The following is a 25382-nucleotide window of genomic DNA, read 5'->3' on the forward strand; positions in this document are numbered from 1 at the left end:
CGCGCTAACGCTCCGGTCCATCGCAACTTGTCGATGGTTCCGCGCTGCCCAGATACTGTCCCCTGCGCCTTTTGTCGAAAGTCGGGCCGCCCAGCGCACAGGCAATCTCCAGGCTCAGCCTGTCCCAGATGCGGACGGTTCCCTCTTCACCCGATGTCGCAAATGTCTGGCCGCCGGGCGCCAGAGCAATACGCCAGCTTGGTTCCTTATGCACCCTTTGCACAGGCATGAGCCGCAAATTGGCAACCGTATCCCACCAATGAAGCTCACCGGATCTGTCGATGGCGACCAATGTTGCGCCATCCGCCAGAAAGGCAAGATCGGTCGCGCCGCCCTTGTGGCCACCAAATGATGCCAGTTCAGCGCCGGTTTGCACGTCCCAGATCTTGACCACCTCGTCGCTCGAGGCGGATGCGATCCGCGCGCTGTCGGCACTGAAAGCAACGCTCCACACGGTATTATCGTCCGCTTCAACAACCCGTTCCAACTGATTGTCGGCAATCGTCCAGATGTAGAGTTTTCCGTCCGGTGACGCGGCAGCAACGCGGGTTTCGTCGGGCGAAACCGCGACGCGGTTCAGGGCGATTTCGCCCGGTTCAACCGGGTTGACGGTGATGGTTTCAGACACATCCAACCGGAACAATCCGGACCCAGTTGCCGCGAAGAACGCAGAAGGTCCCGCAGCTGCTACCGACCAGACCGGCGTTTTGCCCAGGTTAAAACGCTGCTTTGACTGCATGGTCGCAGTGTCCCAGACACGAATGTCGCCGTCTCTGTCACCTGTCACAAGCATCTTTCCATCAGCTGAAAACGCCGCGGCCCAGACTTGATTGCCGTGCCCTCTTAGCAACATGGGTTTCATCGCCGACCCGACATGCCAGATCCAGACATTGCCGTTGTCGTCGCCCACGGCAATCGACATGCCATTCGGGCTGTACGCCACCCCCAGCGCTTTCGTCCCGTCCGGCAAGACCAGCACATCACCATCGCCAGGTTCCGGGTTGACCCGCCACAGACGAACCTGCTGATCCCGGCCCAATGTCGCCAACACCGGCGTTTCGCGCGCCACTCCGATATCCACGATGCTCTGACTGTGCGCCTGCACCACGTCACCCAAGGGCGACAGGGCTGCACTTTCCATGCGCAGTGTTCCATCGGCACCGGCACCTATCAAAACGTTTTCAGTACCCGAGAAAGTTGCTGCAACAATGGGTCCTGCATCCGGGAACCGTTCGATGATCGGCGCGCCTTGCGGAAACCCGATTGTCGAAACCTTGCCGTTGGTGTGTGATACGGCGAAGAAACTTCCGGTGCTGTCAAAGGACAGATGATCCGGATCAGGTCCAAGCGGGCCGCCCGGGATGGGCAGAAACGCCGGGGCGCCTTTCTGGTCAACCCAGCCGAAAATGGCACCATCCACATTTCCTGCGACCAACCCGTCGGACACAGGCGAAAACGCCACCCTTTTGAACCCCAGCGGCATTTTTGCCAGCGGTGCGCCGATCTGCATCCCCGTCAAGACATCCCACAGCCGGACAGTGCCGTCGCCGGTGGCCGAGGCGACCCGTTGGCCGCTTGCATCGAAAGCCACGCCAAATGCCACGTCATCGCCGGAAAACAGTGTCGTGACCGGGCCGGTCCGGGATGGGGTGACATTCCACAGGCGGACATCCCCATCGGTCGCCGCAGAAACAAGCAACGTTCCGTCGGGTGAAAAGGCGAGGTCTCTGATTCCACCCGAATGCCCCACAAGTTCCGCCAGAACACCCTCGTCTGCGCTGGAACTGTGGAGAACGATACGCCCGTCGCGCAGCCCCACGGCAACTCTCAGGCCCGAAGGGTCAAAGGCCATGGTCTGAGCATCGCCAACTGTCAGCGGGCTGCCCAACGGGATCAGGCCGGGTCTTTCAAGTTGCTGCCGCGCCATTAGCATTGCGGTCCGCGCCTCGGACGTGGAACCGGCGGATTTGGCGCGGGCGATGGCCTCGGCGCTTAGGGAAAGGGCAAGCAGCGGATCGGTTTGCGACAAGCCGTTCGCGGCCGCACCCAACGCGCGGGCAAACCGCTCGTTGGCTTCGGCGGTGGCTGCAACGGCCATCTCACGATTGCTTTCTGCAAGCTGCGAGGCGCGAAGCGCCAGAAAAGAAGCTGCCGTCGCGCCTGCGGCGAGCAAGGCAAGAGCGCCCACCGCAATCTGGTTGATACGCCGCCGCCGCATCCTGCGCTGGTTGGAGACGGCCAGAGCCCGTTCGCGCGCCTCCCGCGCCGCGTCCAGAAAATCGCGTTCCTGACCGCCCAGCACGTTTTCATGGCTTTCGGACCATTCCAGCGAAGCCAGCAACCGGGTTCCGCGATACAGCAGATCCGGTTCTCGGTCTTCCGCCTGCCACTCTGCCGCGTCGTGCTGAATCCTTTGGCGCATGCGCAGATCGTCGCGGCTGTCCTCGATCCACGACTCCAATCGTGGCCAGGTTCGAAGCAGCGCTTCATGCGCGATCTGCACGGACTTTTCATCCACCGTCAAAAGCCGTGCATCCGTCAAAGCCTCGACAACCCGCCGCGTCGTTTCCGGGTCAATGTCACGCTCGACATCGTCTATCGGCAGCAACCGGCGCGTATCGGGTGTGCCTTCGCCCGGAGTGACCAAACGCAGAAACAGCCGTTGCGTTGCCGCCTGCTGTTTCTTGTCAAAACTGTTCGAATAAAGCGTCTCGGCCGTCTGGCTGATCGCGCCCGTGACCCCGCCAGACTGCCGATAGCCGTCCAGTGACATAACCGCGCCTTTGCGCCTGCTCCACGTTTCATAGAGGGAATGCGCCACCAGTGGCAGCGAACCGGCCTCTCGCCCGGCCTCATCAACAATGGCGTCGATCAGAGATCTGTCCATATGCAACCCGGCCGCGCGCGCAGGTTCGCTGATCGCCCTGCGCAACTCGGGGCGCGTCATGGGGCCGACCAGCAACTGGTTGTCGGAAATACGATCAGCAAGCCAGGGGATTTCAGCGCAGGACGCATAGAAGTCCGCCCGGATTGTCAGCACGATGCGCACGCGGCTGTCGGCTGGATCGGTCATCGCCGACAGGGCTTCGATGAACTTGCCTCTGCGCTCTTGCGTGACCAGCGTGAACAGTTCTTCAAACTGGTCGATACAAATCAGTAGCTCGCCCTTGTTGGCGGTTGCCAGACGGCGCGCGGCGCTGGGATAGGCGACAAAATCGTTCAGGGAAATCTGGGCCGTCAGATGCGAATTGTCCCCGATCAGCTGAAAATACAGATCAGTCATCGGATCCCGACCTGGCGTAAAGATGCAAACCCGCCAGTTTTCACTGCCCGGCATCGCATTTGCAGCAACCGCCGGCAGCAGACCAGCCCGCAGGACCGAGGATTTGCCACTGCCCGACGAACCGCCCAACACCAGAATGCGACTTTTTTGAAGCCGACTGACGAGGTCCTCGACCAGATCCTCTCGCCCGAAGAAGTAACCTGAATCTTCGGGCTGAAAGGCAGCAAGCCCTTTATAGGGGCATTCCACCCGGCTTTCCGAAATCTGGGTCACAGCTTCGGATGCGGCCTCGCGCCGGTCGCGATCCAGCGCATCGTTCATTGCACTGCGCCAGGATAACATTTCCTGAAACCGGGCTTCGGGGTCCATCGCCATGCCGTGTTCAATGCAGTCGCGCCACATGTCCGGCAGCCCGGAAATGTGTTCAGAAACACGATGGAACGGCGGCGGCGGCCTGCCGGTCAAGACATGCCACATCAACGCGCTGGCGGAATAGATATCCGTCATCGGCGTGACAGGATGCCCATGTTCAGCCTGTTCCGGGGCCTGATACAACGGGGTGCCGGCCATCATGGTCGCGCCGGTCACATCGATCGCAAGATCCTTGGCGATGCCGAGATCGGCTAAAAAGACGCGTTCGTCCGGCTCTACCAGTGCTTCAAACGAGGCTGAGTTGCCGTTGTCCCTGCTGCGTTTGACCCTTTGCAGCAAAACATTCGCGGGTTTGACATCACGATGAACGACATTCGCCTCGTGAACCGCCGATAAGCCATCCGCCAGTGCATCGATCAGAGTGCCCAGACCCTCGCGCCTTGCCAGCACGGCGGGGTCCAATTGCTTAAGCCGCTCGGCCAGAGTCCCACGGTCCGCATAATCCATAACAAAATAAGGACGACCGTCTTCCAGCCGCCCTACGTCATGAACCGACACGACACGCGGTGACCGGATGCGCCGCAGCAAGCGCGCCTCCTCAAGAAAATGCGCTATGACGCTTTCATTGGCGGCCAGATTCGAATGGAGGATCTTGAGGGTTACAGGAACCTCCAGCTCCTCGTCCCGCGCCAGAACAACTGCCGCAAAACCTCCGCTGGCTATTTCCCTTTCGACGGCATATCGGCCAATGAACGCAGGAAAACTCATGTTGCGGTCTGCGTCTTAGAGATGCTCTTTCACGTCAACGCAATGGAACTTGGTCGCATCCAGGATATTGTGGTCCCGATCGGCGGCAGTCACGCACATCATCGTGCCTCCGTCGCGCGCTGCCGTGGAAGCCGCCTCTTTGGTGACATAGCTCGGGTATTCGTCATGCCGGTGCCAGCGGCCCTGTTCAACTTTGAAATCGCTCTGGGCATTGCGGCCAACCTGTTCGACCGAATAGCTGTCACCCCACCAGGCGTGAAAGTGGTTCTTTGACACATCAGGCGTGAAATTCGCCTCGTAGGTAACCACCAGTTCTTCACCGTTTTTTTCGACCGAAACAATCTGAACCTCGCACCCGTCCACCGGGCAGGCGTTGGGCATCGTGGACTGCGCATAGGCGGTCATGCTGCCGAACAAGGTGATCGCCCCAAAGATAAGACAGCCCCGGCGCACTTGGTTTCCAGAAGAATTCAAATACATCTTTCCCTCCTGAAGTTTGCTGAGAACAACCTTTCGCGCCGATCCTAACATAAATGCAGGTTTCCTTCTGAGACTTTCGCCACAGAAGCGGGAATACGGTACACAGATCATATTCAGCGGCGGACGATTTCAAACTCCAACGGGCGCGCATCGGCGTGCAGGACAGGTAGCGCCGGCGATATCAGCCCGCTGTCAGCCAGCATGACGGTCTCTCGCTTCAGCTGGATTTCCCTTGCGTTTTCGATCTGAACAAAGGTTCCGGACGAACTTCGGTCGGTCAGCGTAAGCTTGCCGCTTTTGACGCTGAATACGGCATGCAGCCGCGAAACCCAGGGCTGAGGCAATATCACGTCGCACTGGTTGGACCTTCCGATGCTAAGCTCTTCGCCCTCCCTGCACCTCCAGGACTGGTCGTCGTGATACAGCACAAGCGTGAAACTCTCGCCCTGTTGTCCCAGCGGAACATCGCCGGATCGGGTTGGCGAATGCATGACCGTACTCAGACCGTCTGTAGCTGCAACCAGGGAATAAGCCCTGACCGGATCGCTGACGCCTTTCAGGCGCAGCGCTCCAATCGGGATCAACTGCTTTCGGATGTTCGATCGCAATCCGGTCACAACGGTTTCGCTCAGACAGGCCTCGCCCGGGTTGGCCGCCGCCGCCAGCCGCGCCGTCAGGTTTACGGTTTCGCCGAATATATCATTCTCGGCAATGACGATGGGGCCCTTGTGGACCCCTGCATGAACGGACAGCACCGTTCCCGGGGGCTTGCTGACCATCTCAAGCGCCGCGTGAACGGCAGCGTCGTGATCGAAGAAGTAGCAAAGGACGTCATCCCCTTTCTGCCCCACGTCAATTCCGCCAAATTTTCTTGTCACATCGCGCAGCCTGTCGATCTCGAATTGAATCAGCTTCCGCGCCTGATCATCCTCCATCGACTCATAGAACGGAGTGCTGTCCGAGATATCGGCAATAATCGTGGTGGCGAGCTTGGTGTCCAATGTGTTGATCGCATCTGTGTGACTTTGGTCCGTGATATTATGGCACATGGCAGCCTGAACCGAGCGGGTTTGTTACGCACCCGATCAATTTGACTATTGGGCGGAACAAGTTCCGCCTTTCCATGGCATTTAAGTTGATCCCCAATGGTTGCTTCAGATTGGAGGTTGGCCGTGCCTGCCCTTGGACGCCAAGCTGACAACGGCACGCAGCGAGCAAGTGGTGAAGCAACAAAAAACCGCGCTACCCGGCACCCGGACCCTTCCATGATCAACACCAGGATGCTTGGAACAATACCCAACCAACAGAATTGCCGAGACTTTCTGTGAGGCATCTGACCAACCAGAAAACGTGAAGGTGGAAACCTGTTGTTGTTCATGTCTATTCTTTGGTTGTTGAAAGCGTCGCGCGTTCTTGCAAAGGGATTAGCGCTGCGGCGCCATAAGTGAAACAGTCAACCTATGTGAGACCGTTAGAATATGGCGCTTGAGGACCCCTTCACAGACCTCAAAATAGAAACGCAGCGGACTGGGTTTTACAAAGGATATAACCTGCCTATTGCGCTGGTCAGCAAATTCTCGGTTTCGCTGCTGGTCCTGTGGGCGTTGGTTTGGCCGCTATCTGCAAACGACACGTTGCGATCTTGGAAGTCAGGGTTGCTGGCCGAATTCAACGCCTTTTACAACATTTCGGTCGGTCTGTTTGTATTCTTCCTTTTTCTTGTTGCACTTATTCCGGCGACGGGGCGAATGCGGCTGGGGGCAGAAGGCGAGATGCCGGAATTTTCAAACTTTTCATGGTTTTCGATGATGTTTGGCGCGGGTCTGGGCGTGGGTCTAATGGTCTATGCAACGGCTGAACCGCTGGGTCTGTGGGAGACAAATCCACTGACCGTTTCCGGGCAAATTGCTCCAAAAAGTGACGAAGCAATTGAAGGCGCTTATCGCTATACGTTTTTGCACACCGGTTTTCACGCCTGGGCAATATACGTGGTCACCGGCCTGAGCCTTGCCTACTACGCCAATACCCGGGGCATGCCGCTGACAATTCGGACGGCGCTGACACCGTTGATCGGAGAATACTCGAACGGAATCGCAGGCCATGTGATCGATATACTCGGCGTCGTGGCCACGATACTCGGCGTGGCTGTGACGATCGGTTATGGCGTTTCTCAGCTAGTCGATGGCGCGTTTCTGATTACCGGCGCGAATTGGCTTGTGGAAAGTGCGCCGACCGCAATGCAGCCCTCGACCGCCGGACTGATCACGGCGCTGGTGCTGGTCATGATGATGTCGACACTCTCGGCCGTTTCTGGTGTGGGGCGCGGCGTCAAATACCTGTCGAACATCAACCTGCTGTTGTCCCTGGTATTGCTGGCAGTGTTCATTGTTTTTGGCTCGTTTGCGTTTGCCGCAACGACTTATGCAACGGCGCTGGTCGACTACGTCAAGAACTTCATCTCGCTGAGTTTTCAGGCCTATCGCCCAATATCGGAGATCGAGTACGCGTCCGTACTGCCGGCCGAGGCGGCCCCCTTTGTCGGAGAGCTGTTTGCAGGAGCAACAGATGCCTGGGGTACAAAAGCGGCCTTTCTGGAAGGATTGAGCAACGATGCCGCCAATCTTTCCGACGCGACCAAGGCTGCGGCTTATGACGCGGGCACACAGGGGCGCTTGTTTGAATGGCAGGCCGGATGGACAACCTTCTACTGGGCGTGGTGGATCGCGTTCTCGCCTTTCGTGGGTCTTTTTCTGGCGCGTATCTCGAAGGGGCGCACAGTGCGCGAATTCATACTTGGCGCGGTTATTGCTCCGTCCCTTGTGTGCTTCGCCTGGATGGCCATTCTGGGTGGGGCCGCTATCGATATGGAGCTGAATGGGGACGCCAACGGGGCAATCCTTGCCGCATCAACAACAGCGACACTGTTTGTCACCTTGGGCGAAATGATCTCGGGCGACTTCCTCATCATCATAAGTGTCATGTGTGTGGTGTTGACCATGACCTTCCTCGTCACGTCCGCCGACTCCGGCATTCTCGTGATGAACACGATCATGTCCGGTGGGTCTGAAGACACCGGTTTGCTTCATCGGGTTATCTGGGGCGCGCTGCTGACGCTTGTCATTGGAACCTTGCTGATTGCCGGTGGCGGCGGGTTAGAGGCTTTGACCAATTCGATGATCATTGGCGCGCTACCGTTCAGCGTAGTGTTGCTGCTCATGTGCATCTCGCTGGCCAAAGCAATGATAAACGACCTGCGCCGCTTGAACCACGAGACGCAAGCGGAGGGGCCGGCGGGTTCATGATTGCCTTGCCTAGCGGTTTCAGAACCCGAAAAAGGGTGGTTGGATTTGGCAAGTCAGTAGGCGAGTTGAACCAGACGGTCGGCCTTCTTGATATTGGAGGCTGTCTGGCAATCAAAGAACTGACGCACAAGGGCGTGTTTTGGACTTAGGCACGACCACAGAGCGGCATCGCAATCCTGCACGTTGCGATGCCTTTGCTGTTAACCGCAGAGTTCACCCCGCCCGCATCGCCTCGGGCGGCAGTTTGATCGGGAACCTCGAACGCACTTCCGCATCGGCCTTGCTGCCAAAGTAGTTCGGGTAGTGATTGGACAGAATGTCATCCACCACCGAGCGGCTGCGTTCAAACATGTCCTGACGCCCGGCTTTTTCCCATGTGTCGGTCAGTTCCCGGTCTAACAGGGTCGGATAGACATATTCAGTCTCCATGTATTGCAAGGTCTGCGCGTTGCCGAGGAAGTGGCCGGGGTCAATCGCGCATTCATGGATGACGTCGACGGAAAGCGTGTCGTCACTCACCTCGATTCCACGGAGCGTTCGCGAGATCATTCCGGCGGCCTCATTGTCGATGACCATGGACTCGAAGCTGCACCCCATCAGGCTGCCGACCATCCCGCCAAATTCGCAGAGTCGGTTGGCCCCTGCATGGGCCGCCAACGCGAAGGTCAGGGCCTTTTCCAGACCATATTGCGCGTCGAGGATCTTGGAATCCGTCATGCCACATCCGACGCTGGTCGGCAGGTTGTAAAAATTGCCCATCTGAATGGCTGCGGCCGAAATCAGCGCCTGCTCACCGCTGCCGCCCGTGAACGACCCGGTGCGCAGATCAGTAATGAAGGGCCAGGCCGCGAAGACGACCGGTGTGCCCGGGTTGATCAGGTTGGCAATGGCGACGCATGACAGGGTCTCGGCCACCGCCTGCGCCAAGGTCCCCGCCAGCGGCGCGGGTGATGTCGCCCCAGCTTGCGGCGGAACTGCAAGATCGCAGACGAGACCCATTTTCGCGGTATCGATCAGGATTTCCAGATTTTCCCGCCCAAAGCGAAGGGGAGAAACGATTGGGCAGCCACCAAAGATAACCGAGGGCTTTTCAAGGAACTTGCCCTCCCCGCCCGAAGCCAGATCGAACAGATGGATCGCGTCCTGAATATGCTCGCGCGTGCGGAAGGTCAGGCAGGACGGTTTTTCGCTACCCGCCAGGATGGCATAGAGCATGCTCATGTCATGCTCGTAATCCTGCGGAACATCCGTTGCCAGAACCGTGTCGCCGGTCATGTGAATATTGTCGAGCCGATCCACCAGACGGGTGAAGTCGTAAATGTCCTTGAGGGTTGATGGCCGGTAACTGCGCGTTTCGGCGTCGAACGTTGTCACAGCGGTGCCGGAGTTTGCGTAATACACCTTGTCCTTGGTGCAATGCATGTCGTCCTTGCCGGCCCGCGTTCCGCGTGCATGAACATAGAATTCACTGGCCGCCTTGGCCAACAGGTCTTCCATCAATGCGCGCGGAAAGCACAGCCTGCCATGCTCGTTTACCGTCGCCCCCTTGGGCATCACAAGATCAAGGACTTCCTGCGTGGGATCGCCGACGCCTGTGCGTTCCAGAATGCCGAGCGCGGCTTCGTGGATGCGCGCCATATCGGCGTCTGACAGCGGCTTGTACCGGCCACCGGGGATGCCGGGCCAGATTGCCTGCGAGGAGGTGTTGCTGGTCCGCACGGCCGCGCGTGCTTCACGCCCGCCCCCGCGCCGTCTCGATCTGCGCTGCGTAATTTCTGTCATCGTTCTTCTCCGAATTTTGCGCGTCTCGGATCATGCTGAAGTAGTTGCGATAGAAGCCGGGAATGCTCCATTCCATCTCGGACAGCGGCCCCGGGACGAAATGGTGTGAATTCACACCTTCCTGATTGTGCCGGATGATCCGTTCGTCATCGAGCGACGTGACATGCCAAAGCCATGTCAGCGCATCCTTGTCATAGTCGCGACCTTCTTCCGCGTCGCCGCGCACGTACCAGACGATCTGAATATCCGTTTCCTGCAGGGCGCGTGGGACGAACCGATAACCAACTACGTGATCTGCGTAGACGAGGAAGTAGTTGAGCATCCCGATTCCCAGATCGGTGGCGCCCCCATCGTGAGTTTTCAGATCACCCAAGGGTGGCGCCAGAGGTGCGCCATCCTTGCTGCCCGTCATGTAGCCGGGGAACAGCGGGTAGCGCCGCCAATAGACATCTGCGCCGGGCGCAACTGCATTTTCCCCGGTGAGGTCCAGTTGTTCAGTGGGAATTCCGGCTTCTTCCATCCGCTCGTGAAGTGCTCCGCTGAATTCCAGAACTTGCGCCGGGTCTTTCAGGGAATGACTGCGGGAATAATCCTGATGGGATGGTGCGCAGTGATAGCATTCCAGATAGTTCTCCAAGGCCAGCTTCCAATTTGCCGGAACCGGATATGAGGCTTCATGCGCGACCTTCAGGTTCTCTAGATCGAATGGCTTTGAAAGCGGGGCCAGCCTTTCCAGCGCAGCATCCAAAGGCGGGGCGTCTTCAGCGACACAGACAAAAATCAGGCCCTGGAAAATCTTCACCTGAACCGGGAACAACCCGTACTGGCCGGGATCAAAGTCCGGGCCCATTGATCGCCCGTTTCGCAGTTTGCCGTTCAGGTCGAAGGTCCACGCGTGATAGGGGCAAATGAAACTGCGCGCCTTGCCTTTCTGTTCAATGCAAACCCGCGATCCCCGGTGACGGCAGACATTCAGATGCGCGCGCACCTCTCCCTCGCGATCCCGAACGATGATCACGGACTCGGGGCCGTAATCGAACAGGAAATAGTCACCCGGTTCAGCGATCTGGCTGACATGCCCGACCCAGATCCAGTTGCGGTTCCAGAACGTACTGATGTCGTTGTCATAAACCGCCTGAGAGGTATAGAAATGGCGCGGCAAGGCGAACCCTTCCCGCTGCGCCTCCATCAGTTCGCGCATTACTTGCAAGTCATCTTTTAGCATGGCGCACCTCATTCAGCTTCAAGTGAAACGATTTCCCGGCGGAAATACTCGCGGTCGATGTCGCCCGCGTCGCGTTCGAAATTCCTGGCAGCCATGTGACCCGAGAATACAGCGTCCGCGATCAAACCGGGGTTTGCCGCGTCGCCGATCAGTTCCAGCTTTGTCAGCGGGCTGTCGGTCAAACCACGAAGTTCATCATAAAGGCCGGTTTCTCGCGTTCGCTGCGTGATCAAAACCACAGAACTGCATTCGATGGATTGTTCTCGGCCGGTATAGGCGCATCGTACTTTTGCCTGACCGGGCGCGATGCTGGCCAAGGTCTTGGACAGAACCAATCGAACGCCCTTTTCCAACAGACTGCGCTGAACTTTGATCTGTTCCAACGTCAATTCGGTAAATGGCGAAACCATCGAGGCCGGGGTCACAAAAACAACCTCATGCCCGGCCTGAGCCAGATGATCCGCCAGCACGCCACCAAGATAGGCCTGATCATCGTCAAAAATCAAAACAGGACCGTCCGCCGGCACCTGCCCTGACATGATGTCGTCCGGAGTGAAAACCCGGGTGCCAGCCTCTATTGCTATGCCGCGAAATGCGGACTTCCCGCGACCATCCCGCCGCCAAGTTGAACCGGTTGCCAGAAAGACGTTGGGAATGCCCAGTTCAACAACTTCACTTGCCGACAAGCGGCTGTCGGTGAACAGTTGAACGTTCCCGCGCTGTTGCAGGTCGTAAATCCTGTGGTCTGCCACGCGTTTCCAGGCAGACAGGCCGGTCAGACCGGACTCCTGCAACACGCGGCCGCCAAGCTCCTGCTTTGCTTCGGCCAGAGTTACGTCGTAGCCGCGCCGCGCCAGTTGCATGGCGCATTCCAGCCCGGCTGGCCCGCTGCCAACAACAAGCGCGGCTTCCTCTTTTCCCCGGTGCTCAATGATTTCAGGATGCCATCCACGCCGCCACTCTTCGCCCATAGTCGGGTTCTGAGTACACCGGATAGGCACTCCCAAGGAATCCGCTGAAACGCAGATATTGCATCCAATGCACTCGCGGATTTCTTCGATGCGACCTTCCTTGATTTTGTTGGGAAGAAACGGATCGGCAATGGACGGTCGTGCCGCGCCGATGAAATCAAGGATACCTTTCTTGACCAGCGACACCATCAGGTCCGGAGACGTAAAGCGCCCGACACCAACAACCGGCTTGGACGTGACCTGTTTGACGAATTCGATATACGAGGTTTGAAAACCGTCGCGGGGTTCAAAACGGGTTGTCGCAGAGTCATTGCTCCAATTCGCGACGTTGACGTCCCAGAGATCCGGCAGCTCTGCCAGCAGTTCAACAACGGCACGGCCTTCTTCCTGCGCCTGCATCCCCTCGGGTCCCAGCATTTCGTCGACCGCGAACCGAAGGGCGATGGCACAATCATCGCCGACCTCTTCTTTGGTTTCTTCCAAAAGCTCCCGGGTCAGGCGCACCCGGTTTTCCAACGAACCGCCATATTCATCGGTCCGGTCGTTGAACTGCGGCAACAGAAAGTGATGCGGCAGGGTCATGTGATGACCGGCATAGATGTAAACAATATCGAAACCCGCCTCACGCGAGCGTCGCGCCGCCGCACGGTGCCACTTGCGAAACTCGCGGATGTCAGACTTGTCCATCGCGAGGGCCTGCTTGGGATACGCGGTTTGCAGGGCGAGTTCTGAGGGGGCCAGCAAGGGCGCGCGGCTCAGGTGGTTTTGCGCATGGTGGCCGTTGTGCGCCAGTTCGATGGCCGCCAGCGAGCCCTTCTCGTGCACCGCCTCGGTCATCAGGCGCAGGGCGGGAATATCCCGCTCATCCCAGAGCCGGTTTTCGGCGAAAGGCGACAGGTCGGACGTCGGATGGATTTCCGTCTCTTGATTGGACACGACAGCCCAACCACCCTCGGCCTTCATCGCCCGCATGGCAGCCTCGGCCTGAGGTCTGAGATGCCCCATGCCGTTGCAGTGGGGCACCTGATAGAACCGGTTTCGGGCCGTCACTGGCCCGACCCGAACCGGTTCGAAAAGAACAGAATATCCGTCAGCGCCTGACATTGCCGCGCTTCCTCCAGAAAATTGGAAATGTTGTCGTGGGAATGGAGGGACCGTCTGTCCCGCCATTCCCGGTTGTGCTGTTAAGGTCTGCTTAGAAGCCTGCTTTGATGCGCTCGAACTCTTTCAGCATCTTGGCTTCCAGCTCGGGGTTGACCGCGTCGAAGAACAGGCTGCCCTCAAAAAAGCTGTCCACATCCGAGAACCCGTAGGTTTCGATCAGCTCCGGGTCTGCTTGTGCGAACGCGTCTTCATTGGCATGAGCATACCCCCAACTTTCGATGATGTACTTGCCGCTGGCGGCAGAGCTGAGCGCGTTCAGCATGTCATAGACCTGCTCATCCGACTGCTTGGCGGATTTCAGATGCACATAGCCGCATACCCAGGTGGCGATGCCCTTGTCCACATCCCGCATCATGACGGCCGGAGTTTCGTTCCAGATCAGGTTCAGTTCCGACTGGTTCCAGCCCCAACCCAGTGTCACCTCGCCACTGGCGATCGCCTGATCCAGCTGGCCCGCGTCAGACCAGTAGAAGCGCACATTGGGATGAATCGCGCGCAGGTAATCCGCCGCCTTCTGGAATTCCTCGTCGCTCATATCGGTATAGCTGGAGGCCCCTGTCGCCAATGCGGCCATGGCAAATGCGCTGGAGGCAGCATCCGGAATGGCAACCTTGCCCTGATAGGCAGGATCCGCGAGCAGTTGCAGCGAGACATCGTCCGCCGAAATCATGTCGGTGCGATAGATCAGGCCGGTGTTGCCCCATTCGAACGGCACCATATAGGTCTGCCCGTCGATCGTGATGCCATCGACTTCCTTGATCTTGGGCATCAGCTTGTCCCAGTTTTCAAGCTTACTGGTGTCGATCGGCTTTAGCATATCCGCCGCGACCCATTTCCTCAGCGCATCCGTGCAGGGATGGGCCAGATCTGCTTCAAACCCGGACTGAAGCTTGGTGAACGCTTCTTCCACGCTGCCGAAATAGGTATAGCTGGGCGCGCCGCCGTACTTTTCGACATAGTCGCCGTAGAACCCCTGATCCTCGTATCCGGACCAGTCGAAGACGGTCAGGTCCGCCGCGTTGGCCAGCGCTTGGCTGGCGGTAAAGGTGGCAACCACTGCTGCCGCGATTGGTGCTGCTTTACTCATTTTCTCCTCCCAAAGAATCATGTGTCACGTTTGCCCAGATCGATCACCGACGCGCTTTGAACGCCAAGCCATACGGTGTCGCCGCGGCTGTGATCGACAGTGTGAAAGTAGTTAGGAACCGCAACGGCGATGCTGTCAGCCAGACCATCGACACGGACATAGTAGTGGACGCTTTCACCGTAGAAGGCGACGTCCGTCACCTCGCCTTGGGCGCAGGCGTCATATCCATCCGGTTTCCCGGCTGCGATTTCCAGTTGTTCTGGCCGAATCCCGACCAGCAGGTCTTTGTCATGCACCTGAACATTCGGGTTTACCCCAATCGTCAATTTTCCGAACCCCTGAACATTGACCTCAAGTGTTTCAGCGTTCTCGGCCGAAACCTTGGCGTTCAGAAAGTTCATTCCGCCGATGAAAGCGGCCACTTCCCGGTTGCATGGCTGCGAGTACAGCACCTCGGGTCTGTCGACCTGTTTGAGCTGACCGGCGAACATCACACCGATGCGGTCGGACATGGTCATGGCTTCGTATTGATCATGCGTCACCATCACGAAGGTAATGCCAAGCTTCTGCTGCAGGCGGCGCATTTCCAACTGCATCGCTTCGCGCAGGTTTTTGTCCAGCGCGGACAGTGGTTCATCCAGCAACAACACCTTTGGCCGCATGACCAGCGCCCGTGCAAGCGCTACGCGTTGCCGCTGCCCGCCCGACAACTCGTTGGCCTTGCGGTCCTGCAAGCCTCCAAGCTCGACCATCTCAAGCGCTTCGGCAACGCGTTCCTTGATTTCCTTCCGCGACAGCTTTGTCTTGCGCAAACCGAACCCTACATTGTCGCCCACATTCAGATGCGGAAAGATCGCATAGCTTTGGAACACCATATTTGTCGGGCGTTTGTTTGCGGGCACCTCGCCCATGGTGCGTCCATCGATCCGGACTTCACCTTCTTCATGATCCTGAAATCCCGCGATGATGCGTAAAGCCGTCGTCTTTCCGCAACCCGATGGCCCCAGCAGCGAAAAGAACTCACCTTCTTTCAAAGTCAGGTTCAGATCGGACACCGCCACAAAGGACCCAAAGCGTTTTTCGACGCCCTTAATCTCGATGATGTTCTGTTCGCTCATCTTGTTTGTTCCTTTGGCTTCAATCCGAAGATTGCGTGGAGCGGCGGCGGAAGTATTCGGCAATCAGCAGCAGCAGGACCGACGAGAGCAAAAGCAGCGATCCCAGGGCCAGCGTGTTGGGCAGCTTTGCGGGGAACCGGATCTGGCTCCAGATGTAGACCGGCAGTGTCGGGCTGTTGCCAGACAGGAAGAAGGCCAGCACGAATTCGTCAAAGGACACAGTGAACGTGACCAGCAAGCTGGCGATGATGCCCGGAGCAACAATCGGCAGAGTGACGCGCCGAAACGTCCCGACAACGCTTTCTCCCAGATCGAAGGCGGCCTCCTCCAAAGACTGGTCGAAATCGTCAAAGGCGGACTTCATGATCGACACTGCGAAGGGCAGAGCCACGAAAACATGCCCAAGAATTACGGTCGTCAGCGATGGTTTCAGCCCGATGCTGATGAACAGAACCAGCATCGAACTGGCAACGATGATGCCGGGGATGACCAAAGGAAGCATGACCAGTCCCTCGGACAACTCCCGCCCCGTGAACCGATACCGGACATAAGCGCGCGCGGCGAACAGGCCCAGCGACGTTGCCAGCAGGGCGGTCACGCTGCCCACGATCAGCGAGTTCACCATCGCCTGCAACAGCGTGTCCTGCTGACCCAACTGCGCGTACCACTTCAACGTGAAGCCCTTTAGCGGGAAGGCGACGATGGTTCCGTCATTGAACGAAAACAGCGGCAAAAGCAGAACCGGCAGGTAGAGAAACACCAGGTAGGCGATGGCATAGACAAACAGCCATGGGACACGAAATACCTTGGTCATCGGATCCTCCGCCCCAAGGCGGTGACGACCACCACGAACAGGATCGCGACGCAGCCGACCGAAAGCATTGCCAGCAGAGACAGGGTTGCGCCCAACGGCCAGTTATTGGCGGCGCCAAACTGTACCTGGATCAGGTTCGCCACCATTTTACCCTGCGATCCACCGACCAGAGCCGGGGTGACATAGTCGCCCACAGTCGGGATGAAAATGATCAGGCAGGCCGCGATGATCCCCGGCACCGTCAGGGGCAGCGTTACGCGAACAAACCTTTCAAGTTTGCTGCACCCAAGGTCCGTTGCAGCTTCCAACAGGCTATGGTCGATCTTTTGGAGCGAAACATAAATCGGCAAGATCGCAAACGGCGCCCAGGCATGCGCAAGCGTGAGCACAACGGCAAACTCGTTGTAGAGCAGGAATGTCAGCGGTTCCTGAATCAACCCCAGCGAAATCAGGGCCGAGTTCATCACGCCGTTAAAACCAAGGATCAGTTTCCAGCTGAACACCCGCAGCAGATAACTGCTCCAAAAGGGGATGGTAATTAGCAATAGCCACAGGGTCTTCTTCTGCGTCCGAAATGCAATGAAATAGGCGATGGGATAAGCCAAACACACCGTCGCCAGTGTCACCGCCCCCGCTATTGCAACCGATCGGATCATCAGGTGCCGCACCAGGGGGTCGGTGAACGCCTCTTGGTAGTTCACCCAAGTCAGGGTGCGGTCAATCTCGACATAGGTCTGGGTCCAAAAACTGTAGGCCACCAGAATGCAAAGAGGCACAGCGACAAGCAGGCCGACATAGAGCGTCGCAGGCGCGCTCAGTGCCAGGCCCTTGCCCGTTTCGCTTCTTATGACTCCAGCCATGCTTCCCTGCTGAGTTTTGCTTGCGGTGGTGCGACGACATACATCGCAAAATGGACAATCGTCCATTTAAATCTGGAATTTTCAGGCCAGCTGTGTCAACAGATAATTTCACAACTAGGGCTGGCCAAATTCACAATGGCCGCAAGAAGGCACCGCAATAGGCTGAAAAGAAACAGAACCGCCTGAGCAAATGACCGGAAGACGACAAGAAATACGCGAACGAAATCGCCTGTCCCTGATCGAAGCGGTGCTCGCCTCGGTCGCAGAGAAGGGTATTTCAGAGACATCCGTAAGCGAAATCATCCAGCGCGCCGAGCTGTCCCGCGGCATGATTCACCTTCATTTCGGCGGCAAGGACAACCTGGTTAACGAAGCCGCCCGCTATTCGTCCGAGCAATACTACAATGGCATTTATGCCTTGCTGGAAACGACCGGGCAAACCGGCCAGGAACATATCGAGATGATTGTTCGGGGTGATTTGGGTGAAACCATCCTCAACAAGAAAAGCGTTTCAATTTGGTACGCGTTTCGCGGTGAGGCCAGAAACCGAGCGGCGATCGCGGCCTTTTCCGACACGCGCGACGCGAAGCTACGGAACCTTGTTTTCAACGCGTTCGCCCGGATTGCAAAGGAAGCTGAAATCGAACACCCCAATCAGGTTGCACGTGACGCAACTCATGGCACGCTTGCAATGCTGGAAGGGATGTGGACCGACTACCTGCTGCACCCGGATTCTTTTGACCGAACCGAGGCAATAAAGATCATCTTCCGCTTCTTGAGCTCAATGTTTCCAAACCACTTCGACCTTGGCGGCGCATTGTCGCCAAAATGACTGTTGCGGCCAACTGTGTGTCAGCCTGCAGTTGATAGAAATAGCCCCCTTTGCGACAAGCTTGATGGGCTAGGCACTATCCATTTCCATGGTGCGGAATTCGTTTTTCAGCCAGTTGTGCCTGGCGCACATCGGTCTTGTGAAATGCTGCCGGATCAGTTTTCCCATGGCCTTCTGGATCAGCAGTGATGTAGTCGCCGGGTACACTTCGGTCGTAAAAAGCGACACTGTCCGCACAAAGTTCCTGCCAGGAAACGGCATGGCTTTGACACTGTTGTGAAACCGCTGCGTTCGGTGGAAACACGCCGCCGTTGTGATGGCCCATCCGCTGCCCTGTGCAACCAGGCCGATGATGGACTGATTGCACTCAAGTTCAAACCGGTTGGGCAGGCTGAACTTGCTTCGGGCCAATTGAATTTCGATTTGTTTGCCGATCACGTAGTCACGCGAGTACCTTAACAAAGGCAACTCCGCCTCTGGTGTAAACAACTCTTCGGGCGAACCTTCAAACTTGTTGGGAAGAACGACGATGAAGGGATCACGCATCAAAGGGTATTCGATCAGCCCCTCAGTGCGTCCCGGCGGCCGAGTGGCAACGCCTACGTCCAATTTATGCTCTTGTAGTTTGGCGAGGATCTCGTGACTGGGGCGTGTGAAGTGCCGGAAATTGCAGCGCGGAAGAGCCTGAGCCAAAAACCGGACGAGATCGGGCGCGATCTGGTTGTCAAAATCGTCGATCAAAGCCAATCGCAGGTCCGTCGCATGCTGCCAGTTGCCCGTACGGATCTCGGCTTCGCCACGTTTCAATACGGTCAGGCCTTCGCGGACGTAGCGGGCAAACACTTCTCCTGCCGGCGTTAGCCCCATTGGACGGCGTCCATGGTCGACCAATTCGATGCCCAGCGCATTTTCAAGGCTGCGCAGATGGTTGGATACTGTACTGATCGACAGGTCCGTTTCAGATGCGACCTTCTGAATCGATCCGGACTTGGCGATCAACTGAAAAACTTCCAGCCACCTTAGGCTCAGGGATTTGGACACGGCAACTGACCATTGTTTCGATTTGTTCGAAACTAGCGAAGCAAAGATTCGCCCTTGCGGCAACAATGAAGTTGGCTGAGATGTCGTTTCTAAGCTTTCATACGGGCAAAATCCGGATCGTACGGGCTGGACGTTATGACCGTCGCGCCAAAACGCTGCCCGCAACTATCCAGTTCCATTTCACTGCCAACCTCCGAGACGGACGGATCAACAAAGGCATGCGCAAGGTTCATTCCCGTACGGTGACCCCATTCACCAGAGGTAACAGTCCCCACGACCTTATTGCCCAGCATGACAGACGCGCCGGGATGAGCCGGACCACGCGTTGCATCAATGCGCAGGGGAACCAGCTTGCGGCGAAGCCCTTCTGACTGCCGCTTCAACAGCGCCTCACGCCCAATAAATTCGCCCTTGTCCAGACGTACAAACCTATCCAGCCCCGTTTCCCAAGGATCAAATTCGGTGATCAAATCGGCTTTCCAGTGCAGGAAGCTTTTTTCCATGCGCATCGAGTCAACCGCTCTGGCACCAAACAGGTTCAGCCCGTACCCTTCGCCCGCCTCCCGCAGCGCAAAATAGGCCGCATAGAGAGAGGCGTTTGGGACATGGATCTCATAGGCCAACTCTCCCGAGAAACTAAGGTTCATGACCGTGGCAGGAGCGATGCCGACAAAGCACTCTCGCACGCTGAGCCAGGGGAATGCGTCCGCAGACCAATCACCTCTGGCGCAGTCAGAAAGCACAGAGCGCGACTTGGGGCCAGCCAAAACCAGAATGGTTTGGTCATTCGTCAAGCTGCGCATCTGAACGTCTTCATCGTTGCGCAGATGCTTCTGTAGCCAGTCCATATCGTGATACTCGCTCGCTGCGGCAGAGCCATACCAAACCCGTGCTGGACCGCGATCACTGGCAGGGAGATTGGCAACAGTTGCTTCCGCCTTGACCATACCGTGTTGGTTCAGCAGATAGCCCAACCCAACACGCCCTTCGCGCTTACCCACAACTCCGCAAAACATCCGATCCAGAAACGCGTGCCCGTCCACTCCGGTGATCTCAATCCGGTTGAACCCGTTTACTTCCGCCAACCCGACACCAGTGCGAACGTTATCGACTTCGGCAGCAACCAGATCGAAGGTTTCGTCAAAATCGAAACTGAGTGACGGCGCGAAATCAGGGTGAGGTTTGATGTAATCCACCCTTTCCCATCCATTGACTACCGTGAACTCCGCCCCTTCGGATGCGAGAACAGGCGTCAGAGGCGTCGTTTTGGCGGGACGGCCGGCTGGGCGGTGTTCATGTGGAAAGTGGAACCTGAATTCGTTCTGATAATCCTCAATCGCCTTCAGAGCAGTGAGTTCTACGTTCGCGTGCCCTGTAAACCTCCTCGGGTCGAGGCACCAAGTGTCATAACATGCCTCACCATGCACGATCTGCTGTGCCAACAGCCACCCGTGCCCGCCGCCTTCGCCCAACCCGGCTCGCAGACCAATGATGCAGTACGCATTGCGCTTGCCCGGGATCGGCCCAACCATCGGGGCGCCATCAATCGTATAAGTGATCGGCCCGTTTACGACCGTGTGAATGCCCACCTCCATCAAGGCCGGCATCCGCGCAAATGCACCCTCGAGCACATCAGTTACACGGTCCAGATCATCCGGACAAAGTGCGTTCACGAAGTTTGGATCGATCCCGTCCATACCCCATGTTTTGCACCCCTGCTCGTAGAACCCGAGCAAGAGACCGTTCTTTTCCTGACGGCAATAGTAGTCGCTGATTGGGCAGCGCAGCAGCGGCATCCGGTGCCCGGCATCCCGGATGGCCTCGATCTCTTCGGTCAGAAAATACTGATGTTCCATGGAGGACACGGGATGATGAACTCCCATCATGGTGCCAACCTCGTTGACCCGGTAACCACAGGCGTTGACGATTATGTCACAGTCGATGTCTCCGTGCTCGGTATGCACGGTCCAGGTATCGTCGTTGCACTGCGTCAAAGCTGTGACAGGCGTGTTTCTGTACACTTGCGCACCGGCTTTGCGCGCCCGTCGCGCAAGGGCCTGACACAGTTGGGCCGGGTCTATGTCACCGTCGAACGGATCCCATAGCCCACCGATAAGGTTGTCGGTCGAAATCAAAGGGTGGCGGCGGGCGCATTCATCCGCATCGATGACCTCGAAATGTACATCCATGCCCCGCGCCATGGACGCGAAGTGCCGGTAGCCCTGCATCTGCGCATCTGTATTCGCCAGACGTATCCCGCCATCTCCGTGATGATAATTGATCGGGTAATCCGGGTCATCGGCCAGTTCCTTGTACAGGCGGATCGAATGAGACTTCAGACCCACCATGGTCTGGTTCATCCCGAAATTTGTGACCTGTGCTGCCGAATGCCAGGTCGTGCCCGAGGTCAGTTCGTTCCGTTCAACCAAAACCACATCTGTCCAACCCTCTTGGGTCAGGTGGTACAGCGTCGAACATCCAGCGATCCCGCCTCCGATCACAACGACTCTGGTACGCGACTTCATTGGCTGTGCTCCCTCGGTTTCGGCACAAGTCTTGCTGAATAACGGGTTGGGCAGACAACAGGGCAGTCGCCGGTACTGTAAAATCGAAACCGCAATTTCGGATTCTGAAAACGGCAATTCTCCTTTGATGCCCGTGTGTTTTGCGCCTTACGGTGCAACGAAGATGCAAAGGGATTGGGATACATGTCATCGGAGGGCTCCAAACGCAGCGGTCGGAAAGCGCGGCACGCACAGCGTGCAGCCAAGCCCGCATTCGATCCCTGTCCACCCGGTCAGACAGGTGGTGCGTACAAGCCTTTAAATCACTCGGAAATAGAACAGGTATTTGATACCGCCCTGCGGCTCCTGGAAGAGCTGGGCATGGGCAATGTACCGGATAGGCTTGCCGCCGACCTAAGGGCCGCAGGGGCACGGGACCGGGAACCGGGGCGGCTGGTATTCCCACGTTCAATGGTCCAGCAAGTCATTAATTCCGCTGCCAAAAGTTTCATGTTCCATGGCCGGGATGAAAGCCGGTCTATCGATGTGGGCGGGGATCGTGTGTATTTTGGCACTGGCGGCGCGGCTGTTCAGACGCTCGACATTGACAGTGGGCTTTATCGCCCCTCCACATTGGTTGATCTGCATGACTTCACCCGATTACAGGACACACTGGCCAATGTCAGTTGGTTCACCCGGTGCTGCGTGGCAACGGATGTCCCGGACGTGTTCGATCTGGACGTCAATACTGTCTACGCCTTGGTTCGGAATACGACCAAGCCGGTGGCCACCTCTTTCACATTGGCCGAACATGTCCGACCCATTGTCGAGATGCTGGACATCGTCGCCGGAGGGGTCGGTGAGTTCGCCAAACGCCCTTTCCTGAAAGCGCACATCAGCCCGGTCATTTCACCGATGCGATATGGCGAAGACGCAGTGGACGTCGTTTATGAGTGCATCGCCCATAACATACCAGTGTCCTGCATCACGGCTGCGCAAGCGGGCGCAACCGCTCCGGCGACTCTGGCCGGATTTCTGGCGCAGTCACTGGCCGAAACGCTTGCCAGTCTCGTGATGGTCAACACGATCAAACCCGGCTTTCCGATGGTTTTTTCCAATTGGCCCTTCATCGTAGACCTCAGAACCGGTTCATTTGCAGGCGGCAGCGGCGAGACAGCGATCCTGAATGCCGCCTCGGCGCAGATCACGAACTGGCTAGGACTGCCTTCGGGCGTGGCCGCTTCGATGGCAGATGCCAAGGCCATTGATGCCCAGTACGGGGCTGAAAAAGGCATCACGTCGCTTGCAGCCGCATTGGCCGGTGGCAACCTGATTTATGAAAGTTCAGGCATGACTGCGTCCCTGTTGGGTGCAAGTTTCGAGGCCTTTGTGCTGGACAACGAAATGCACTCTCACACCTATCGGGTCTTGCGCGGGATCGAGGTCACCGAAGCGAATCTCGGCTTTGACGCCATTTGCAAATCGGTTTTGGGTGACGGGCACTTTCTGGGCAGCGCACATACATATGAAGCAATGGAGAGAGATTACTTTTATCCTCAGCTCGCTGATCGCCGGGAGCCGCGCACATGGGAAACCGAAGGTGCGAGGGACGCATGGTCATCCGCCCGGCAAGTCGCCAGAGAGGTTTTGAGCTCGCATCACCCCGAGTATCTCACCCCCGAGCAGGACGCCGAAATTCGCCGACGTTTTCGAATCCTGACCTGAAGTCTTACAGGCATTCCCAGCCCGTTGCTGAACCGCTAGGGTCACTGAAGAAACTTGCAGAGGATGGGAAGCCATGGCCGATTCATTTTTTCAACCGGTTTCAGCCATGGAGCTTGCCAGGTTTGCGGGCATACCGTCATTCATGCGCCTGCCCGTTCTGGATATGGACCACGAACGCATCTCGGACGTCGAATTGGGCCTTGTCGGCATCCCTTGGGACAGCGGTACCACCAATCGGCCGGGCGCACGGCATGGCCCGCGGCAACTGCGCGATTACTCCACGATGATCAGGGCGATGAACCCGGTCACGGGCGTCGCGCCGTTCTCGCAGGTGAATTGCGCGGACCTAGGAGATGTCGCCCCCAATCCGGTCGACATAGAAGACACGCTGGATCGGGTCACGAGCTTCTACTCGAAGCTGAAAGCGCGCAAAATCACGCCATTGACCGCCGGAGGGGATCACTTGACCACCCTGCCCGTCCTGCGTGCCCTGGCCGCCTCGGGCCCGGTTGGTCTCATCCAGTTCGACAGTCACACGGATTTGTTCGACACCTATTTCGGCGGCCACAAATTCACGCACGGCACCCCCTTCCGCCGCGCTGTTGAGGAAGGGCTGGTGGACCCCAAACGCTTTGTTCAGGTCGGAATCCGCGGCACGGCATACAACACCGAAGACATCGAATGGGGTGAAGCGCAGGGCATCCGTATCATCCGCATCGAAGAACTGTTCGACCGGGGCATCGACGATGTGATGAATGAAGTGCGCGGCATTGTCGGAACGGAGCCGACCTACTGCACCTATGACATCGACTTCGTGGATCCGACCTATGCGCCCGGCACCGGCACACCCGAAATTGGCGGGCCCAACAGTTTTCAGGCCCAGCAGGTCATTCGCAAGATGTCTGGCCTGAACCTTGTCGGTGCCGATCTTGTCGAAGTGTCGCCACCCTTCGATCCTGAGGGTGGGACAGCGTGGCTGGGTATTTCGCTGATGTTCGAATTGCTTTGTGTTCTGGCCCAAGCTGTCGAGGCGCGCCGCAGTTAATCCTCGGCGACATTTTCGGCAATCATCGAAATCATCTCGAACATCACTGCTGCGGCGGTCAGGGCAGTGATGTTGTTGGGGCTGTCTTTTGTGGGCATCATGCAAACCACATCACCGCCAACGATATTCAACCCGCGCGCCGCTCTCAGGATTCCAACCGCCTCATCGATGTCAAACCCCTTTTCACCCGGCTCAAGATTAGAGACTGCGGGCGCAACGGTTGGATCAAGGCAATCCAGATCGAAGGTGATGTAAACCGGCCGGTCGCCAAGCACCTCTTTGGTTTGGGCCACAACGTCCTCCAGCCCACGCTGACGGAACTCGCGCATTGTCACGATGTTGTAGCCATAGTCGTAAGAAGGCTGCAGCCAGTCCAAACTGCGTGGATGGCCCCGCAAGCCGATCTGCATCGATCGGGTCGGATCCACCTGCCCCTGATCGGCCAGATAAGCCCCCCAATGTGCCGCTGATTTCTTGGCACCCAGGAAGTGGTCAACCTTGGTAAAAACATCCGTATGGGCGTCCAGATGCAGGAAACTGACAGGTTCTCCGCCGGCCAATTTTCCACATCCCAACGCCTGTACTATCCCACCAGTGATGGAGTGATCTCCGCCGACAGAAACCGGTCGTGCACCGGCCGCGTCGATGTCCTTGTAGAATTCGGTGATCCGTTCGATGCAATCCTCATTGTCGTTCGCCTTCGGGAACGGCACGTCCCCCACATCGGCAATCCTCGCGCTGTTCCATGGGTCGATCTCGAAAACTGAATGCACCCTGCGCTGAACGGCCGAGACGTGCCGCAAGGCGCGTGGTCCCAAATGCTGGTCCCGCTCAGTCGTCCCGTTTCCAGTTGAGTGCGGCACGCCTGCCAATGCAATGTCCTGCCCCTCGGGCCCGACGTTGTGGCAACGAAACAGAGTAGGCACGCCCCACCAATACAGATTGTCCATCATGGACTGTTCGTAGCGATCCGCCATTGTTTTCTCCGGTCAATGAAAAACGCCCCCGG

The 25382-nt window shown here is 57.6% G+C and carries 17 protein-coding genes; 4 read left to right on the forward strand and 13 right to left on the reverse strand.

Annotation, left to right across the window (positions count from 1 at the left end; translation table 11 throughout):
• Positions 1-4 precede the first annotated feature (4 nt).
• From ACR0JW_RS17620 to ACR0JW_RS17630, 3 genes are all read right to left on the reverse strand, one after another.
• The gene (locus tag ACR0JW_RS17620) at positions 5-4423 is read right to left on the reverse strand and encodes an nSTAND1 domain-containing NTPase (RefSeq protein WP_170678465.1); all 4419 of its coding nucleotides are present in this window, start codon (positions 4421-4423) and stop codon (positions 5-7) included.
• A gap of 15 nt (positions 4424-4438) precedes the next feature.
• Positions 4439-4903 (reverse strand): hypothetical protein, encoded by a 465-nt coding sequence (locus tag ACR0JW_RS17625; protein ID WP_170619178.1) that lies wholly within the window; start codon positions 4901-4903, stop codon positions 4439-4441.
• A 113-nt stretch (positions 4904-5016) separates the two neighbouring features.
• The gene (locus ACR0JW_RS17630; protein WP_480714258.1) at positions 5017-5952 is read right to left on the reverse strand and encodes an adenylate/guanylate cyclase domain-containing protein; all 936 of its coding nucleotides are present in this window, start codon (positions 5950-5952) and stop codon (positions 5017-5019) included.
• Between the two features lie 429 nt (positions 5953-6381).
• Here ACR0JW_RS17630 and ACR0JW_RS17635 point away from each other — a divergent pair, with 429 nt between their 5' ends.
• A complete protein-coding gene (locus ACR0JW_RS17635; RefSeq protein ID WP_170678469.1) occupies positions 6382-8205 on the forward strand; it encodes a BCCT family transporter in 1824 nt (607 codons plus the stop codon).
• A 213-nt stretch (positions 8206-8418) separates the two neighbouring features.
• Here ACR0JW_RS17635 and ACR0JW_RS17640 read toward each other — a convergent pair whose 3' ends face one another.
• The 7 genes from ACR0JW_RS17640 to ACR0JW_RS17670 all read right to left on the reverse strand — a co-directional run bounded on the left by ACR0JW_RS17640 (position 8419) and on the right by ACR0JW_RS17670 (position 17226).
• A complete protein-coding gene (locus ACR0JW_RS17640; RefSeq protein WP_170678471.1) occupies positions 8419-9987 on the reverse strand; it encodes a trimethylamine methyltransferase family protein in 1569 nt (522 codons plus the stop codon).
• Positions 9938-11188, reverse strand: a complete 1251-nt coding sequence (locus ACR0JW_RS17645; RefSeq protein WP_480714259.1) for an aromatic ring-hydroxylating oxygenase subunit alpha — start codon at positions 11186-11188, stop codon at positions 9938-9940. Before ACR0JW_RS17645 ends, ACR0JW_RS17640 begins: the two co-directional genes overlap by 50 nt.
• A gap of 32 nt (positions 11189-11220) precedes the next feature.
• Positions 11221-13287: an oxidoreductase gene (locus ACR0JW_RS17650; RefSeq protein WP_480714260.1), complete on the reverse strand. Its 2067-nt coding sequence runs from the start codon at positions 13285-13287 to the stop codon at positions 11221-11223.
• 91 nt (positions 13288-13378) lie between these two features.
• The gene (locus ACR0JW_RS17655) at positions 13379-14434 is read right to left on the reverse strand and encodes an extracellular solute-binding protein (RefSeq protein ID WP_170678474.1); all 1056 of its coding nucleotides are present in this window, start codon (positions 14432-14434) and stop codon (positions 13379-13381) included.
• A 17-nt stretch (positions 14435-14451) separates the two neighbouring features.
• Positions 14452-15552 carry an ABC transporter ATP-binding protein gene (locus tag ACR0JW_RS17660; RefSeq protein WP_170825316.1) on the reverse strand — a complete coding sequence of 367 codons (1101 nt, stop codon included), beginning with the start codon at positions 15550-15552 and terminating at the stop codon, positions 14452-14454.
• Positions 15553-15571: 19 nt separating this feature from the next.
• The gene (locus ACR0JW_RS17665) at positions 15572-16366 is read right to left on the reverse strand and encodes an ABC transporter permease (RefSeq protein WP_170678478.1); all 795 of its coding nucleotides are present in this window, start codon (positions 16364-16366) and stop codon (positions 15572-15574) included.
• Positions 16363-17226 (reverse strand): ABC transporter permease, encoded by an 864-nt coding sequence (locus ACR0JW_RS17670; protein WP_170678480.1) that lies wholly within the window; start codon positions 17224-17226, stop codon positions 16363-16365. Before ACR0JW_RS17670 ends, ACR0JW_RS17665 begins: the two co-directional genes overlap by 4 nt.
• Positions 17227-17416: 190 nt before the next feature.
• On the opposite strand from ACR0JW_RS17670, the gene ACR0JW_RS17675 reads away from it, so the two are divergent.
• Positions 17417-18058, forward strand: a complete 642-nt coding sequence (locus tag ACR0JW_RS17675) for a TetR family transcriptional regulator C-terminal domain-containing protein (protein WP_170678482.1) — start codon at positions 17417-17419, stop codon at positions 18056-18058.
• A gap of 69 nt (positions 18059-18127) precedes the next feature.
• Here ACR0JW_RS17675 and ACR0JW_RS17680 read toward each other — a convergent pair whose 3' ends face one another.
• Together ACR0JW_RS17680 and ACR0JW_RS17685 are read right to left on the reverse strand one after the other, a co-directional pair.
• Positions 18128-19099, reverse strand: coding sequence for a LysR family transcriptional regulator (locus ACR0JW_RS17680; RefSeq protein ID WP_170678484.1), 972 nt, complete (start codon positions 19097-19099; stop codon positions 18128-18130).
• 89 nt (positions 19100-19188) lie between these two features.
• Positions 19189-21624, reverse strand: a complete 2436-nt coding sequence (locus ACR0JW_RS17685; protein ID WP_480714261.1) for a GcvT family protein — start codon at positions 21622-21624, stop codon at positions 19189-19191.
• Between the two features lie 183 nt (positions 21625-21807).
• On the opposite strand from ACR0JW_RS17685, the gene ACR0JW_RS17690 reads away from it, so the two are divergent.
• Both ACR0JW_RS17690 and ACR0JW_RS17695 read left to right on the forward strand, forming a co-directional pair.
• Complete coding sequence (locus tag ACR0JW_RS17690; protein ID WP_170678488.1) at positions 21808-23328, forward strand: trimethylamine methyltransferase family protein; 1521 nt, start codon at positions 21808-21810, stop codon at positions 23326-23328.
• A gap of 73 nt (positions 23329-23401) precedes the next feature.
• Positions 23402-24373, forward strand: a complete 972-nt coding sequence (locus ACR0JW_RS17695; RefSeq protein WP_170678490.1) for an agmatinase — start codon at positions 23402-23404, stop codon at positions 24371-24373.
• On the opposite strand, the gene ACR0JW_RS17700 is transcribed toward ACR0JW_RS17695, so the two are convergent.
• Complete coding sequence (locus tag ACR0JW_RS17700; protein WP_170678492.1) at positions 24370-25350, reverse strand: arginase family protein; 981 nt, start codon at positions 25348-25350, stop codon at positions 24370-24372. The genes ACR0JW_RS17695 and ACR0JW_RS17700 overlap by 4 nt on opposite strands.
• Positions 25351-25382 lie beyond the last annotated feature (32 nt).

Source organism: Ruegeria sp. BG6 (genome assembly GCF_056538465.1).